The following is a 15,557-nucleotide window of genomic DNA, read 5'->3' as shown; positions in this document are numbered from 1 at the left end:
AGACGCGACATTTAATTATAAGATCGCGCCTTCCCCTATTTCGTCGCCCCGTGCGGCTTTCGCCGCAGGTCTCGCCCGTTGTCACAATAAACAAGGCTTTGAGTATCTGCGGTCTGTTGCAAAAAGGTAGTTAATGATGAGCGCAAGGCACTTTCTCTCCCTGATGGATTGCACGCCCGAAGAGCTGGTCAGCGTGATCCGTCGAGGCATTGAGCTTAAAGACCTGCGTAACCGCGGCGTACTGTTCGAGCCTTTGAAAAACCGCGTGCTCGGCATGATCTTCGAGAAGTCGTCGACCCGCACCCGCGTGTCGTTCGAAGCCGGCATGATCCAACTGGGTGGCCAAGCCATCTTCTTGTCTTCGCGCGACACCCAACTGGGTCGTGGCGAGCCGATCGCCGACAGCGCAAAGGTGATGTCGAGCATGCTCGACGCCGTGATGATCCGTACCTTTGCCCATAGCACTGTGACCGAATTTTCCGCCAACTCCCGCGTACCGGTGATCAACGGCCTGTCCGACGATCTGCACCCGTGCCAATTGCTGGCTGACATGCAGACCTTCCTTGAGCACCGAGGCTCGATCCAGGGCAAGACCGTGGCCTGGATCGGCGACGGCAACAACATGTGCAATAGCTATATAGAAGCGGCGATCCAGTTCGATTTCCAACTGCGCGTTGCCTGCCCGGAAGGCTACGAGCCTGACGCGCGCTTCCTGGCACAGGCCGGCGACCGCGTGACCTTGGTCCGCGACCCGCGTGACGCCGTGATCGGCGCGCACCTGGTGAGCACCGACGTCTGGACCTCCATGGGCCAGGAAGACGAAACCGCCAAGCGCCTGGCCCTGTTCGCCCCGTACCAGGTGACCCGCGCCCTGCTCGACCTGGCCGCGCCAGACGTGCTGTTCATGCACTGCCTGCCGGCCCACCGTGGCGAAGAGATCAGCACCGACCTGCTCGACGACCCACGCTCGGTCGCTTGGGACCAGGCTGAAAACCGCCTGCATGCGCAAAAAGCGCTGCTCGAATTCCTCGTTCCGCCGTCGTACCACCACGCATGAGCCATTCATTACTGCTGAACCTGCGCAATCTGGCATGCGGCTATCAAGATCAACGGGTGGTGCAGAATCTCAACCTGCACCTCAATGCCGGTGACATTGGCTGCCTGTTGGGCTCTTCGGGTTGCGGCAAGACCACCACATTACGCGCGATTGCCGGGTTTGAGCCGGTACACGATGGCGAGATCAGCCTCGCGGGCGAAGTGATTTCCAGTGCCGGTTTCACCCTGGCACCGGAAAAACGCCGTATTGGCATGGTGTTCCAGGACTACGCGCTGTTTCCTCACCTGAGCGTGGCCGACAACATCGCCTTTGGTATTCGCAAACACCCGCAGAAAGACCGCGTGGTGGCCGAGTTGCTGGAGCTGGTCAACCTGAAGAACCTGGGCAAGCGTTTCCCCCATGAGCTTTCCGGCGGCCAGCAACAACGCGTCGCCCTCGCCCGCGCCCTGGCGCCGGAACCGGCCCTGTTGCTGCTGGATGAGCCGTTTTCCAACCTGGACGGCGAACTGCGCCGCAAGCTCAGTCATGAGGTGCGCGACATCCTCAAGGCACGCGGCACCAGTGCGATCCTGGTGACCCACGACCAGGAGGAGGCCTTTGCCGTCAGCGACCAGGTCGGGGTTTTCAAGGAGGGCCGTCTTGAGCAGTGGGACACGCCCTACAACCTCTATCACGAACCGCAGACGCCTTACGTTGCCAGCTTTATCGGCCAGGGTTACTTCATCCGTGGCCAATTGAGTTCGCCGGAATCGGTCAGCACCGAACTGGGCGAGTTGCGCGGCAACCGCGCCTACACCTGGCCTATCGGCGGCGCAGTGGATGTGCTGCTGCGCCCGGACGATATCGTCTACGCGCCTGACAGCGCGTTGAAAGCGCGGATCATCGGCAAGACCTTTCTTGGCGCGTCGACCTTGTACCGCCTGCAACTGCCGACCGGCGCGCTATTGGAGTCGATTTTCCCCAGCCATGCCGATCATCAGGTCGGCGCGGATGTGGGGATCCGTGTGGCGGCCGAACACTTGGTGCTGTTCCAGGCCTCAGGCAGCACCGCCGCGCAGATTCCTCAGAGCGAGTCCGGCGTGCGGCGCCACAGCCCCGCCCACTGAATAGCTGACGAAACCGGCTTAACCATGTGGGAGCGGGCTTGCTCGCGAATGCGGAGATTCAGTCAGCACATCTTTGACTGATACACCGCATTCGCGAGCAAGCCCGCTCCCACATTTTGATTTCATGCGTTTCAAACGAGATTCAGGCCCGGCCAATCGGCGCGAATTTGGCCTGGGTATGCTCAGCCAACACCGCCGCCGGCAACTCCACTTCCAACCCTCGCCTCCCCGCACTGACAAAAATCGTCGCAAACGGCTCAGCCGTCACATCGATAAACGTGCGCAATCGCTTCTTCTGCCCCAACGGACTGATGCCGCCCAACAGGTAACCGGTTGAACGCTGCGCTGCCGCCGGGTCGGCCATTTCGACTTTCTTGACGCCCGCAGCGTGAGCCAGGGCCTTCAGATCCAGACTTCCGACGACCGGCACCACCGCCACCAACAATTCGCCCTTCTCGCTGCTCGCCAACAAGGTCTTGAACACCTGCGCCGGGTCGAGCCCCAACTTTTCCGCGGCCTCCAGCCCATAGGAAGCCGCCTTCGGGTCGTGTTCATAACTGTGGATACGATGTTCGGCGCGAACTTTTTTCAACAGGTCCAATGCGGGGGTCATGACGTCTCCGGGCGTGGCAAACAGATGGCCAATTCTAGGCCAAGCCCACGCAAAACGCTCTAGTCCGCCCACTCTTAAGGTACAGGCACCTTGTGGCAAGCGTGATCATTCACCAGACCAATAGTTTGAAAGTGACTGGCAGTTCACTTTCGACCTTTGACAGCCGTCATTCTTGTCTATATTTTTTCGTTTCCGAATACTGTAGGAATACACCTGCAGCACCGAAGCAGTAAGCCGTGACCGGGATGGGGATCCTTGCCACGGTGAAAATCGCGCAACAATCCGTTGAGGTTGTGCGCCAGACAAGAACAACAACTGAGGTTTTCCATGACAACTGCTCTTCAACAACCTTCACTTTCGAGCCAATGCATGGCCGAATTTCTGGGGACTGCGCTTCTGATCTTCTTCGGTACAGGATGTGTCGCTGCGCTCAAGGTCGCGGGTGCCAGCTTTGGCTTGTGGGAGATCAGTATCATCTGGGGGGTCGGCGTCAGCATGGCGATCTACCTGAGCGCCGGGATTTCCGGGGCCCACCTTAACCCCGCCGTCAGTATTGCCCTGTGTATTTTCGCTGACTTCGACAAGCGCAAACTGCCCTTCTATATCCTTGCCCAGATTGCCGGCGCCTTCTGCTCGGCGGCCTTGGTGTACACGCTCTACAGCAACCTGTTTTTCGATTACGAACAAACCCACCACATGGTCCGCGGCTCCCAGGCCAGCCTGGAGTTGGCGTCGGTGTTCTCTACTTACCCCCATGCACTGCTGAGCACCGCCCAGGCGTTCCTGGTGGAAATGGTCATCACTGCCATCCTGATGGGCGTGATCATGGCCCTGACCGACGACAACAACGGCCTGCCCCGCGGCCCGCTGGCCCCGCTGCTGATCGGCCTGCTGATCGCGGTGATCGGCAGCGCCATGGGCCCGTTGACAGGCTTTGCGATGAACCCCGCGCGGGATTTCGGGCCCAAGCTGATGACCTTTTTCGCGGGCTGGGGTGAAATGGCCTTTACCGGTGGCCGCGATATTCCTTACTTCCTGGTGCCGATTTTCGCGCCGATCGTTGGCGCATGCCTCGGTGCTGCAGCCTATCGCGGGCTGATTGCCCGTCATCTGCCGAGCGCCGCACCTGCTATAGATGAAGAAACACCTGACACGGCTGTCAACGGCAAGACCCGTATTTCCTGATAGCGCCAGCCTGGACGCACCTGCCCTTTTTGCGGCCCAGGCTGATTACCGATTTTCTTATTTTCCAAGGCATTCGACATGACCGATATTCAGAATAAGAACTACATCATCGCCCTTGACCAAGGCACCACCAGTTCCCGGGCGATCATCTTTGATCGTGACGCCAACGTGGTCTGCACTGCCCAGCGTGAATTCGCCCAGCATTACCCACAAGCAGGCTGGGTCGAACATGACCCGATGGAAATCTTCGCCACCCAGAGCGCCGTGATGGTCGAAGCCCTGGCCCAGGCCGGCCTGCACCATGATCAGGTCGCGGCCATCGGCATCACCAACCAGCGTGAAACCACCGTGGTGTGGGATAAGGTCACCGGTCGCCCGATCTACAACGCGATCGTCTGGCAGTGCCGCCGCAGCACCGAGATCTGCCAGCAGCTCAAGCGCGATGGCCACGAGCAGTACATCAGCGACACCACCGGTCTGGTTACCGACCCTTACTTCTCCGGCACCAAGCTCAAGTGGATCCTCGACAACGTCGAAGGCAGCCGCGAGCGTGCGCGCAACGGCGAACTGCTGTTCGGCACCGTCGACAGCTGGCTGATCTGGAAATTTACCGGCGGCAAGACCCACGTCACCGACTACACCAACGCCTCGCGCACCATGCTCTTCAACATCCACACCCTGGAGTGGGATGCGAAGATGCTGGAAATCCTCGACATCCCGCGCGAGATGTTGCCGGAAGTGAAGTCTTCCTCCGAAATCTACGGCCGCACCAAAAGCGGCATTGCCATCGGCGGTATCGCCGGTGACCAGCAGGCCGCGCTGTTCGGCCAGATGTGCGTCGAAGCCGGCCAAGCCAAGAACACCTACGGCACCGGCTGCTTCCTGTTGATGAACACCGGCGACAAAGCGGTTAAATCCAAGCACGGCATGCTCACTACCATTGCTTGCGGCCCGCGTGGCGAAGTGGCCTACGCCCTGGAAGGCGCCGTGTTCAATGGTGGTTCCACCGTGCAGTGGCTGCGTGATGAGTTGAAAATCATCAACGACGCCCACGACACCGAATACTTCGCGGGCAAGGTCAAGGACAGCAACGGCGTGTACCTGGTGCCCGCCTTCACCGGCCTGGGCGCCCCGTACTGGGACCCCTACGCCCGTGGCGCACTGTTCGGTCTGACCCGTGGCGTACGCGTGGACCACATTATTCGTGCAGCCCTGGAGTCGATTGCCTACCAGACCCGCGATGTACTCGACGCCATGCAACAGGATTCGGGCGAACGCCTCAAAGCCCTGCGCGTGGACGGCGGCGCAGTGGCCAACAACTTCCTGATGCAATTCCAGGCCGACATCCTCGGCACCCAGGTCGAGCGCCCGCAAATGCGCGAGACCACCGCACTGGGCGCGGCCTACCTGGCAGGCCTGGCGTGCGGCTTCTGGGGCAGCCTGGAAGAGTTGCGCGGCAAGGCCGTTATCGAGCGCGAATTCGAACCGCAGTTGGACGAAGCGGCCAAAGAGAAGCTCTATGCCGGCTGGCAAAAAGCAGTCAGCCGCACCCGTGACTGGGAGCCCCACGAAGGGGCTGAATAAGCCAACATCCGGTTGTAACTGGCAGGGAGCGGATTCCTGCGTCATCATGGGCCACTTTTGTATGGCAGCCCAAAGGACGCCCCATGAATCTGCCTCCCCGCCAACAACAAATCCTCGAGTTGGTCCGCGAACGCGGTTACGTCAGCATCGAGGAAATGGCGCAGCTGTTCGTTGTCACCCCGCAAACCATCCGCCGCGATATCAACCAGCTGGCGGATGCCAATCTGCTGCGCCGCTACCACGGTGGCGCGGCCTATGACTCCAGTGTCGAGAACACTGCGTACGCCATGCGTGCTGACCAGATGCGCGACGAGAAACAGCGTATTGGCGAAGCGATTGCCGCGCAGATCCCCGATCACGCCTCGCTGTTCATCAATATCGGTACCACCACCGAATCCATCGCCCGTGCGTTGCTCAACCACAATCACCTGAAAATCATCACCAACAACCTCAACGTCGCCACCATGCTCAGCGCCAAGGACGACTTCGACGTGCTGCTGACCGGCGGTAACGTGCGCCGTGACGGCGGCGTGGTGGGCCAGGCGAGTGTCGACTTCATCAACCAGTTCAAGGTCGACTTTGCTCTGGTGGGCATCAGTGGTATCGATGAAGACGGCAGCCTGCTGGATTTCGACTACCAGGAAGTGCGGGTTTCCCAGGCGATCATCGCCAATGCGCGTCAGGTGATCCTGGCGGCAGACTCCAGCAAATTCGGGCGCAATGCCATGATTCGACTGGGCCCGATCAGCCTGGTGGATTGCCTGGTGACCGATCAACAGCCCGTGCCGGCGTTGGTGCAGTTATTGAATCAGCACAAGGTTCGGTTGGAAGTGGTTTAAACACTGGATATCTCTGGCGCCTGTACCGCCGCCTTCGCGAGCAAGCCCGCTCCCACATTTGACCGGATTCTCATGCTGGAACTCGGTCAATGTGGGAGCGGGCTTGCTCGCGAAGGCTATCTATCCACCCCCCATTTCCTCAAGCCTGTCCCCGGCTCATGTTCACAAATTTTCCTTTTCCCGCCCTTCGATGAGTTTTTTCAATCGAAGTCGGCTGGCTGCGCGCGCGTTTATCAGCTACCATTTTCGCAAATGAACATTAATGTTCGAATTCCAAGACAAAAAAAATCGCGAGGCCAGCCGATGAACCCTTCCACCTTGCCTGCTCCACCGCTTGCCGAAGTCTATGACGTTGCCGTTATCGGCGGCGGGATCAATGGCGTCGGCATTGCAGCGGACGCAGCCGGTCGCGGTTTGTCGGTATTCCTTTGCGAAAAGGACGACCTGGCCAGCCACACCTCATCCGCCAGCAGCAAGCTGATCCACGGCGGCCTGCGCTACCTCGAACATTATGAATTCCGCCTGGTGCGCGAAGCGCTGGCCGAACGTGAAGTGCTGCTGGCCAAGGCCCCGCACATCGTCAAGCAGATGCGCTTCGTGTTGCCGCATCGCCCACACCTGCGTCCGGCATGGATGATCCGCGCCGGCCTGTTCCTCTACGACAACCTCGGCAAGCGCGAAAAACTTGAGGGTTCCAAAAGCCTGAAGTTCGGCCCCGACAGCCCGCTGAAAAGCGAAATCACCAAGGGCTTCGAATACTCCGACTGCTGGGTCGATGACGCCCGCCTCGTCGTGCTGAACGCCATGGCCGCCCGTGAAAAAGGGGCGCACATCCACACCCAGACCCGCTGCATCAGCGCACACCGCAGCAACGGCATGTGGGAAATGAACATGGAACGCGCCGATGGCAGCCTGTTCTCAATCCGTGCCCGCGCACTGGTGAACGCCGCCGGCCCATGGGTCGCCAAGTTCATCAAGGACGATCTGAAGCTGGATTCGCCTTACGGCATCCGCCTGATCCAGGGCAGCCACCTGATCGTACCGAAACTGTACGAAGGCGCCCACGCGCACATCCTGCAGAACGAAGACCAACGCATCGTCTTCACCATTCCGTACCTGAACCACTTGACCATCATCGGCACCACCGACCGCGAATACACCGGTGACCCAGCAAAAGTGGCGATCACCGAAGGTGAAACGGACTATATGCTCAAGGTGGTCAACGCGCACTTCAAGAAACAACTGAGCCGCGACGACATTGTCCACACTTACTCCGGCGTGCGCCCCCTGTGCAACGACGAATCGGACAACCCGTCGGCCATTACCCGCGACTACACCCTGGCACTGTCCGGCGGCACAGGCGAAGCGCCGATCCTGTCGGTGTTTGGCGGCAAGTTGACCACGTATCGCAAGCTTGCCGAATCGGCGATGGCGCAGTTGGCACCGTATTTCACTCAGATGCGCCCAAGCTGGACCGCCAAGGCCAGCCTGCCTGGCGGCGAAGACATGACCACGCCAGAGGCCCTGGCCGAGGCCATTCGCAGCAAATTCGACTGGGTGCCAAGTGAGATCGCGCGCCGCTGGTCCACCACCTACGGCAGCCGCACCTGGCGCTTGCTGGAAGGCGTGCAGTCGTTGGCGGACCTGGGCGAACACCTGGGCGGTGGCCTCTATACCCGTGAGGTTGATTACCTGTGCGCTGAGGAATGGGCGACCCAGCCTCAGGACGTGCTGTGGCGCCGCACCAAGCTGGGTCTGTTCACCACGCCGGCAGAACAGGCCAACGTGCAGCGCTACTTGTCGACCGTTGAGCAGAATCGCAGCAAGATCGAAGCCGCCTGACGGATCGCTACTATAAAAAGCCCCTGCGCTGAAAGGCTCAGGGGCTTTTTTTCGCATTCGGTTTTCCGAACGTCACAGTGCCATCTATTCGGTTTGCCGGACCTCAGTCCTGAAAAAACATCGTCACACAAACTTAATCACCCTATAAATCATAGAGTTAACCTTTTATCTCGGGCCTGGCACGACTCATGCTCTACACTCTTGGACGATTGCCTGGAACGCTTCAGGAGCCGTCACGGGCATTCGCTGTACAAGAGAGCCGTTTAGCCGGCTTCATAAAAAAAACAAATGTCGAGGAAGTATTGATGCGCATCGTTCCCCATATTCTGGGCGCAGCTATCGCTGCTGCTCTGATCAGCACTCCAGTTTTCGCCGCCGAACTCACCGGCACGCTGAAAAAGATCAACGACTCCGGCACCATCACTCTCGCTCACCGCGACAGCTCCATTCCGTTTTCCTACATCGCGGATGGTTCGGGCAAACCCGTGGGCTACTCCCACGACATTCAGTTGGCCGTCGTCGAGCAACTGAAAAAAGACCTGAACAAACCCGACTTGAAAGCCAAGTACAACCTGGTCACTTCACAAACCCGTATTCCGCTGATCCAGAACGGCACCGCGGACCTCGAGTGCGGCTCCACCACCAACAACGCCGAACGCGCCCAGCAAGTTGATTTCACCGTCAACATCTTCGAAATTGGCACCCGTCTGCTGGTCAAGAAAGACAAGGATGGCAAGCCGTCCTACGCTGACTTTGCCGACCTGAAAGGCAAGAACGTCGTAACCACCGCCGGCACCACGTCCGAGCGCATCATCAAAGCGATGAACGCCGACAAGCAAATGGGCATGAACGTCATCTCCGCCAAAGACCATGGCGAATCCTTCCAGATGCTGGAAAGCGGCCGCGCCGTTGCCTTCATGATGGACGACGCCCTGCTGGCCGGTGAAGAAGCCAAGGCCAAGAAGCCGGACGACTGGGTCATCACCGGTACTCCGCAGTCCTTCGAAGCCTACGCATGCATGGTGCGTAAAGACGACCCGGCCTTCAAGAAAGCGGTCGATGACGCCATCGTTGCCCTGTACAAATCCGGCGAAATCAACAAGATCTACAGCAAGTGGTTCGAGAGCCCAATCCCACCAAAAGGCCTGAACCTGAACTTCCCGATGAGCGACAAGGTGAAGGAGCTGATCGCCAACCCAAGTGACAAGCCAGCGCCTGACGTAAAAATCTGATACCTGACTAAGCTTATCTCCTGAGGGAGCCAACCCTCCCTCAGGCGTCTGTTACTACCTGCTGGCTTTAATTGGAACACTCGACCTGGCGGTTTTCGAGCCGATCGTGTGTGCCTGGCGTTCACCGTCAGGCGGGAAAGGATCTTCCCCAAGCGGGTGCTTGTACATCGATCGATTTCGAGGGGAGACCCTAATGAATTACAACTGGGACTGGGGCGTGTTCTTCAAGTCCACTGGCGTGGGCAGCGAGACTTATCTCGACTGGTACATCGCCGGCCTGGGCTGGACCATCGCCATCGCTGTCGTGGCATGGATTATCGCCTTGCTGCTGGGGTCCATTCTGGGCGTCATGCGCACCGTGCCAAACCGCATCGTATCGGGCATCGCGACCTGCTACGTGGAACTGTTTCGTAACGTGCCGTTGCTGGTGCAGCTGTTCATCTGGTACTTCCTGGTACCCGACATGCTGCCGCAGAACCTGCAGGACTGGTACAAACAAGACCTCAACCCGACCACCTCGGCCTACCTGAGCGTTGTCGTGTGCCTGGGCCTGTTCACCGCCGCCCGTGTGTGTGAGCAGGTGCGTACCGGTATCCAGGCGCTGCCACGCGGCCAGGAATCCGCCGCGCGCGCCATGGGCTTCAAGCTGCCGCAGATCTATTGGAACGTGCTGCTGCCGCAGGCCTACCGAATCATCATTCCACCGCTCACCTCGGAATTCCTCAACGTCTTCAAGAACTCCTCCGTGGCGTCCTTGATCGGCCTGATGGAACTGCTGGCGCAAACCAAACAGACCGCCGAGTTCTCGGCCAACCTGTTTGAAGCCTTCACCCTGGCCACGCTGATCTATTTCACCCTGAACATGAGCCTGATGCTGCTCATGCGCCTGGTCGAGAAGAAAGTCGCAGTGCCCGGCCTGATCTCCGTGGGGGGTAAATAATGGACTTCGATTTCAGCGGCATCATCCCCGCTATCCCAGGCCTGTGGAACGGCATGGTCATGACCTTGCAGTTGATGGTCATGGGGGTAGTCGGCGGCATTGCGCTGGGTACGGTCCTGGCGCTGATGCGCCTGTCGTCCAGCAAACTGCTGTCCCGCGTGGCCGGCGCTTATGTGAACTACTTCCGCTCGATCCCGCTGCTGCTGGTGATCACCTGGTTTTACCTGGCGGTGCCGTTCGTATTGCGCTGGATCACCGGCGAAGACACCCCGATCGGTGCGTTCACCTCCTGCGTCGTGGCCTTCATGATGTTCGAAGCCGCGTACTTCTGCGAGATCGTACGGGCCGGCGTGCAGTCGATCCCCAAAGGCCAGATGGCAGCAGCACAGGCCATGGGCATGACCTACGGCCAGACCATGCGCCTGATCATCCTGCCCCAGGCGTTCCGCAAGATGACCCCGTTGCTGCTGCAACAGTCGATCATCCTGTTCCAGGACACCTCGCTGGTCTACACCGTGGGCCTGGTGGACTTCCTCAACTCCGCCCGCTCCAACGGCGACATCATCGGCCGCTCCAATGAGTTCTTGATCTTCGCCGGTGTCGTCTACTTCATCATCAGCTTTTCCGCCTCGCTGCTGGTCAAGCGTCTGCAAAAAAGGTTTGCCGTATGATCTCTATCAAGAATATCAACAAGTGGTATGGCGACTTCCAGGTGCTGACCGATTGCAGCACCGATGTCAAAAAAGGCGAAGTGATCGTGGTGTGCGGGCCGTCGGGCTCGGGTAAGTCCACCCTGATCAAGTGCGTCAACGCGCTGGAACCGTTCCAGAAGGGCGACATCGTGGTCGACGGCACCTCCATCGCCGACCCGAAGACCAACCTGCCGCAGCTGCGTTCGCGCGTGGGCATGGTGTTCCAGCACTTCGAGCTGTTCCCGCACCTGACCATCACCGAGAACCTGACCATCGCGCAGATCAAGGTACTCGGTCGCAGCAAGGAAGAAGCGACCAAGAAAGGCCTGCAACTGCTTGAGCGTGTGGGCCTGTCGGCACACGCCCACAAGCACCCGGGCCAGCTTTCCGGCGGCCAGCAACAACGCGTGGCAATTGCCCGCGCCCTGGCCATGGACCCGATCGTCATGCTGTTCGACGAACCGACCTCGGCCCTCGATCCGGAAATGGTCAACGAAGTACTCGACGTAATGGTGCAGCTGGCCCAAGAAGGCATGACCATGATGTGCGTGACCCACGAAATGGGCTTCGCCCGCAAAGTGGCCGACCGCGTGATCTTCATGGACGCCGGCAAGATCATCGAAGACTGCCCGAAAGAAGAGTTTTTCGGCGACATCAGCGCCCGCTCCGAACGCGCGCAGCACTTCCTTGAGAAAATCCTGCAGCACTAAAAAAGCCACAGCTTGCTCCTCCTGTAGGAGCGAGCTTGCTCGCGAAAAAGGCAACGATGACGCGCACATCCTGGATGAACGCGATGCCCTTGGTTTTTTCGCGAGCAAGCTCGCTCCTACAGGAAGGGGTGAGCGGTAGCTGACCCAAGGCATCTGTGATGAAATGCGACCCCAACCAATTTCGCGCCGCACCGCCATCACTTGCCGTGAAACCACGCCTGATCCGCCAACTGTTCCTGCCGCCGTTGATCATCGCCCTGATGATCGGCCTGGGTTATATCGGCTTCTGGGTCAGCGAGTACTACGGCATCCGCACCCTCAGCGACACTGGCGAACGCCAGCTGGAGCTGCATGCCCGCACCGTCGAAAGCGAACTGAGCAAATACACCTACTTGCCCAGCCTGTTGGAACTGGAGTCCAGCGTGTCCGCGCTGCTGGCCGACCCCAATCAGGAAACCCGCAAGACCGTCAACGATTACCTCGAAGGCCTGAACCGACGCAGTCGCAGCCGGGCCATCTACGTGATGGACACCACCGGCCGCGTGCTGGCCACCAGTAACTGGCGTGATGCCGACAGTTACCAGGGTGAAGACCTGTCCTTCCGCGCCTATTTCCAGAACGCCGTGCGTGGCCAGCCTGGCCGTTTCTACGGCATCGGCAGCACCAACGGCGAACCTGGCTACTACCTGGCCCACGGCCTGGAAGAGCATGGCAAGATCATCGGCGTCGCCGTGGTCAAGGTGCGCCTCGAAGCCCTGGAGGAACGCTGGCAACGCGCGCGCCTCGAAGCCTTTGTGAGCGACGAGAACGGCATCATCATCCTCTCCAGCGACCCGGCCCGCCGCCTCAAGGCTGTGCGTCCGCTGAGCGATGACGTCAAGGAACGCCTGGCCCACAGCCTGCAATACTACTGGGCGACGTTGAACGAGCTGGAACCCCTGGCCCGCGAGCGCCTCAACGAAGGTACCGAGAAACTGACCTTCCCGGCCAACAGCGAAGTGGTGAACGACGAGCACGAAGTCAGCTACCTGGCGCAAACCCGCCCGCTGAATGACACACCCTGGAATTTCACCCTGCTCACCCCGCTCAACGACCTGCGCCGTGCGGCGATCAACCAAGGCATTTTGGTGGCCGTCGCGTTTGGCCTGGTGGCGTTTTTGCTGATTGCCTGGAACGAGCGACGCAAAGTCATCGCCACCCGCCTCGCCGCGCGGGAAGCCCTGCAGGAAGCCAACAGCCAGCTGGAACGACGGATTGCCGAACGCACCGCCGACCTGCGTGCCAGCAACGAACGGCTCAAGGGCCAGATCCGCGAACGGCGCCAGGCCGAGGAGACGCTGCGCCGCGCCCAGGATGAACTGGTGCAGGCCGGCAAGCTGGCGGCCATCGGCCAGATGTCGACCAGCATCGCCCACGAATTGAACCAGCCCCTGGCAGCCCTGCGCACCCTGTCCGGCAACACCGTACGCTTCCTGGAGCGCGGCGCCCTGGACACCGCCAGTGCCAACCTCAAAACCATCAACGAACTGATCGACCGCATGGGTCGCATCACCGCCAGCCTGCGCTCCTTCGCCCGGCGCGGCGATGACCAGGGCGAAGCCAGCCTGGCCAAAGCGGTAGACGCGGCTTTCCAAGTACTCGGCGCACGCCTGGACAGCCTACCGCTGACCCTGCACCGCGACTTTTCCCACGCGCAATTGCAAATCGACCAGACGCGCCTGGAGCAGATCCTGGTCAACCTGATCGGCAATGCCCTCGACGCTATGCAGGCTCAGCCGGCTCCCGAGCTGTGGCTGGAAGGCAGCAGCGCCGACGGTAAATACCGCCTGCACGTGCGCGACAATGGCCACGGTATCGACCCGGAGGCGCGCAAGCATTTGTTTGAACCGTTCTTCACCACCAAGCCCGGCGAGCAAGGCCTGGGCCTGGGCCTGACCCTCTCCGCCAGCCTGGCGGCGGCCACCGGCGGCAACCTTGCCGTGGAACACCCGGCCAGTGGTGGAACGGCCTTTGTCTTGTGCCTGCCGTTGGCGGGCGCTCAAAAAGCTGAGTCGACATGAATACAGACGCTAAAGCCATTAAAGACGAGCTCACGGTACTGATCGTCGAAGACGACCCCCATGTACTGCTCGGCTGCCAGCAGGCCCTGGCCCTGGAAGACATTCCCAGTGTCGGCGTAGGCAGCGCTGAAGAGGCGTTGAAGCGCATCGGCGAGAACTTCGCCGGCATTGTGATCAGCGACATCCGCTTGCCCGGCATTGACGGCCTGGAGCTACTCACCCGTCTCAAGGCTTTGGATAAAAGCTTGCCGGTGGTGCTGATCACCGGGCACGGCGACATCTCCATGGCCGTCGGCGCCATGCGCAACGGCGCCTATGACTTCATGGAAAAACCCTTCTCCCCCGAACGCTTGGTGGACGTGGCCCGCCGCGCCCTTGAACAGCGCGGACTGGCGAGGGAAGTCTGGTCGCTGCGCCGCCAATTGGCCGAGCGCGATTCGCTGGAAGGCCGCATCATCGGCCGCTCACCGGCCATGCAGAACCTGCGCGAGCTGATCGCCAACGTGGCCGACACCTCGGCCAACGTGCTGATCGAAGGCGAGACTGGCACCGGCAAGGAACTGGTTGCGCGCTGCCTGCATGATTTCAGCCGGCGTCATGCTCACCAGTTCGTCGCGCTGAACTGCGGCGGCCTACCGGAGAACCTATTCGAAAGCGAGATTTTCGGTCACGAAGCCAATGCCTTCACCGGCGCCGGCAAACGTCGTATCGGTAAGATCGAACACGCCCACGAAGGCACGCTGTTCCTCGATGAAGTGGAAAGCATGCCGATCAACCTGCAGATCAAGCTACTGCGAGTTTTGCAGGAGCGTACCCTGGAACGCCTGGGGTCGAACCAGAGCGTGGCGGTGGATTGCCGGGTGATCGCCGCCACCAAGTCTGACCTCGATGAACTGAGCCGTGCCAATCAGTTCCGCAGCGACCTGTACTATCGCCTCAACGTGGTGACCCTGGAGCTGCCGCCGTTGCGCGAGCGCCGCGAAGACATCCTGCAGCTGTTCGAACATTTCCTTCAGCAGTCGTCGCTGCGTTTTGACCGCAGTGTGCCGGAGCTGGACAACCAGACCCTGTCGAGCCTGATGAGCCACGACTGGCCGGGCAACGTGCGTGAACTGCGCAACGTCGCCGAACGCTTCGCCCTCGGCCTGCCGGCCTTCAAGAAAAGCGGCACCAGCAGCGGCAGCCAAAGCCTGGCTTTCACCGAGGCAGTGGAAGCGTTCGAACGCAACCTGCTCAACGACGCCTTGCAACGCAGCGGCGGCAACCTGACCCAGGCCAGTCAGGAACTGGGGATGGCTAAGACCACGCTGTTCGATAAAGTCAAAAAATACGGGTTGAGCCACTGATGGATCTGGTGTTGAAGGCCGCTCTTGGCGCGGCGGTGGTGTTGATTCTGGCCGTGCTGGCCAAGACCAAAAACTACTACATCGCTGGTTTGGTGCCGCTGTTTCCGACCTTTGCGTTGATCGCCCATTACATCGTCGGCAAGGGCCGCTCGGTGGAGGATTTGAAGACCACGATCCTGTTCGGGATGTGGTCGATCATTCCGTATTTTGTGTATTTGGCGACGTTGTATGTGGTGGTGGATCGGATGCGGTTGGAGGCGTCGCTGGCCGTGGCGGCTGTCGCCTGGTTGATGGCGGCAACCGTGTTAGTGAGCATCTGGGTACGCGTCCATACCTGACACACCACATTTG

At 60.1% G+C, this 15,557-nt stretch carries 14 protein-coding genes; 13 read left to right on the top strand and 1 reads right to left on the bottom strand.

All coding sequences use genetic code 11. The annotated features are described in order from the left end of the window. Window positions 1–136: 136 nt before the first annotated feature. On the top strand, window positions 137–1,057 hold the full coding sequence (gene argF, locus BMZ57_RS08280) for an ornithine carbamoyltransferase (RefSeq protein ID WP_010212747.1): 921 nt from the start codon (window positions 137–139) through the stop codon (window positions 1,055–1,057). Beyond that, entirely contained in the window at window positions 1,054–2,163 is a 1,110-nt protein-coding gene (locus BMZ57_RS08275; protein WP_010212748.1) for an ABC transporter ATP-binding protein, read from the top strand. Before argF ends, BMZ57_RS08275 begins: the two co-directional genes overlap by 4 nt. A 142-nt stretch (window positions 2,164–2,305) precedes the next feature. On the opposite strand, the gene ybaK is transcribed toward BMZ57_RS08275, so the two are convergent. Continuing rightward, on the bottom strand, window positions 2,306–2,776 hold the full coding sequence (gene ybaK, locus BMZ57_RS08270; RefSeq protein WP_010212749.1) for a Cys-tRNA(Pro) deacylase: 471 nt from the start codon (window positions 2,774–2,776) through the stop codon (window positions 2,306–2,308). 327 nt (window positions 2,777–3,103) lie between these two features. Between ybaK and BMZ57_RS08265 the strand changes: the two genes are divergently transcribed. The 11 genes from BMZ57_RS08265 (at window position 3,104) to BMZ57_RS08215 (ending at window position 15,544) form a co-directional block, all read left to right on the top strand. Continuing rightward, window positions 3,104–3,961: an MIP/aquaporin family protein gene (locus BMZ57_RS08265; RefSeq protein ID WP_010212751.1), complete on the top strand. Its 858-nt coding sequence runs from the start codon at window positions 3,104–3,106 to the stop codon at window positions 3,959–3,961. A 78-nt stretch (window positions 3,962–4,039) separates the two neighbouring features. Then, a complete protein-coding gene (glpK, locus tag BMZ57_RS08260) occupies window positions 4,040–5,545 on the top strand; it encodes a glycerol kinase GlpK (protein WP_010212752.1) in 1,506 nt (501 codons plus the stop codon). Window positions 5,546–5,628: 83 nt separating this feature from the next. Next, window positions 5,629–6,384 carry a DeoR/GlpR family transcriptional regulator gene (locus BMZ57_RS08255; RefSeq protein ID WP_010212755.1) on the top strand — a complete coding sequence of 252 codons (756 nt, stop codon included), beginning with the start codon at window positions 5,629–5,631 and terminating at the stop codon, window positions 6,382–6,384. A gap of 303 nt (window positions 6,385–6,687) precedes the next feature. Beyond that, the gene (gene glpD, locus BMZ57_RS08250) at window positions 6,688–8,226 is read left to right on the top strand and encodes a glycerol-3-phosphate dehydrogenase (RefSeq protein WP_010212758.1); all 1,539 of its coding nucleotides are present in this window, start codon (window positions 6,688–6,690) and stop codon (window positions 8,224–8,226) included. A 305-nt stretch (window positions 8,227–8,531) separates the two neighbouring features. Continuing rightward, on the top strand, window positions 8,532–9,458 hold the full coding sequence (locus BMZ57_RS08245) for a glutamate/aspartate ABC transporter substrate-binding protein (RefSeq protein ID WP_010212760.1): 927 nt from the start codon (window positions 8,532–8,534) through the stop codon (window positions 9,456–9,458). A 193-nt stretch (window positions 9,459–9,651) separates the two neighbouring features. Next, a complete protein-coding gene (locus BMZ57_RS08240; protein ID WP_010212762.1) occupies window positions 9,652–10,398 on the top strand; it encodes an amino acid ABC transporter permease in 747 nt (248 codons plus the stop codon). After that, complete coding sequence (locus BMZ57_RS08235; RefSeq protein ID WP_010212763.1) at window positions 10,398–11,069, top strand: amino acid ABC transporter permease; 672 nt, start codon at window positions 10,398–10,400, stop codon at window positions 11,067–11,069. Before BMZ57_RS08240 ends, BMZ57_RS08235 begins: the two co-directional genes overlap by 1 nt. After that, entirely contained in the window at window positions 11,066–11,800 is a 735-nt protein-coding gene (locus BMZ57_RS08230; RefSeq protein ID WP_010212765.1) for an amino acid ABC transporter ATP-binding protein, read from the top strand. Before BMZ57_RS08235 ends, BMZ57_RS08230 begins: the two co-directional genes overlap by 4 nt. 158 nt (window positions 11,801–11,958) lie before the next feature. Beyond that, window positions 11,959–13,860 (top strand): two-component sensor histidine kinase AauS, encoded by a 1,902-nt coding sequence (gene aauS, locus BMZ57_RS08225; RefSeq protein ID WP_010212767.1) that lies wholly within the window; start codon window positions 11,959–11,961, stop codon window positions 13,858–13,860. Then, window positions 13,857–15,206 carry a two-component response regulator AauR gene (gene aauR / locus BMZ57_RS08220; protein WP_069672358.1) on the top strand — a complete coding sequence of 450 codons (1,350 nt, stop codon included), beginning with the start codon at window positions 13,857–13,859 and terminating at the stop codon, window positions 15,204–15,206. The genes aauS and aauR overlap by 4 nt, the downstream gene beginning before the upstream one ends. A gap of 8 nt (window positions 15,207–15,214) precedes the next feature. After that, the gene (locus BMZ57_RS08215) at window positions 15,215–15,544 is read left to right on the top strand and encodes a GlpM family protein (RefSeq protein WP_175439631.1); all 330 of its coding nucleotides are present in this window, start codon (window positions 15,215–15,217) and stop codon (window positions 15,542–15,544) included. Window positions 15,545–15,557 lie beyond the last annotated feature (13 nt).

The sequence above is a fragment of the Pseudomonas simiae genome (assembly GCF_900111895.1).
Classification (GTDB): domain Bacteria; phylum Pseudomonadota; class Gammaproteobacteria; order Pseudomonadales; family Pseudomonadaceae; genus Aquipseudomonas; species Aquipseudomonas simiae.
This window is presented reverse-complemented; position numbering and strand designations above follow the sequence as displayed.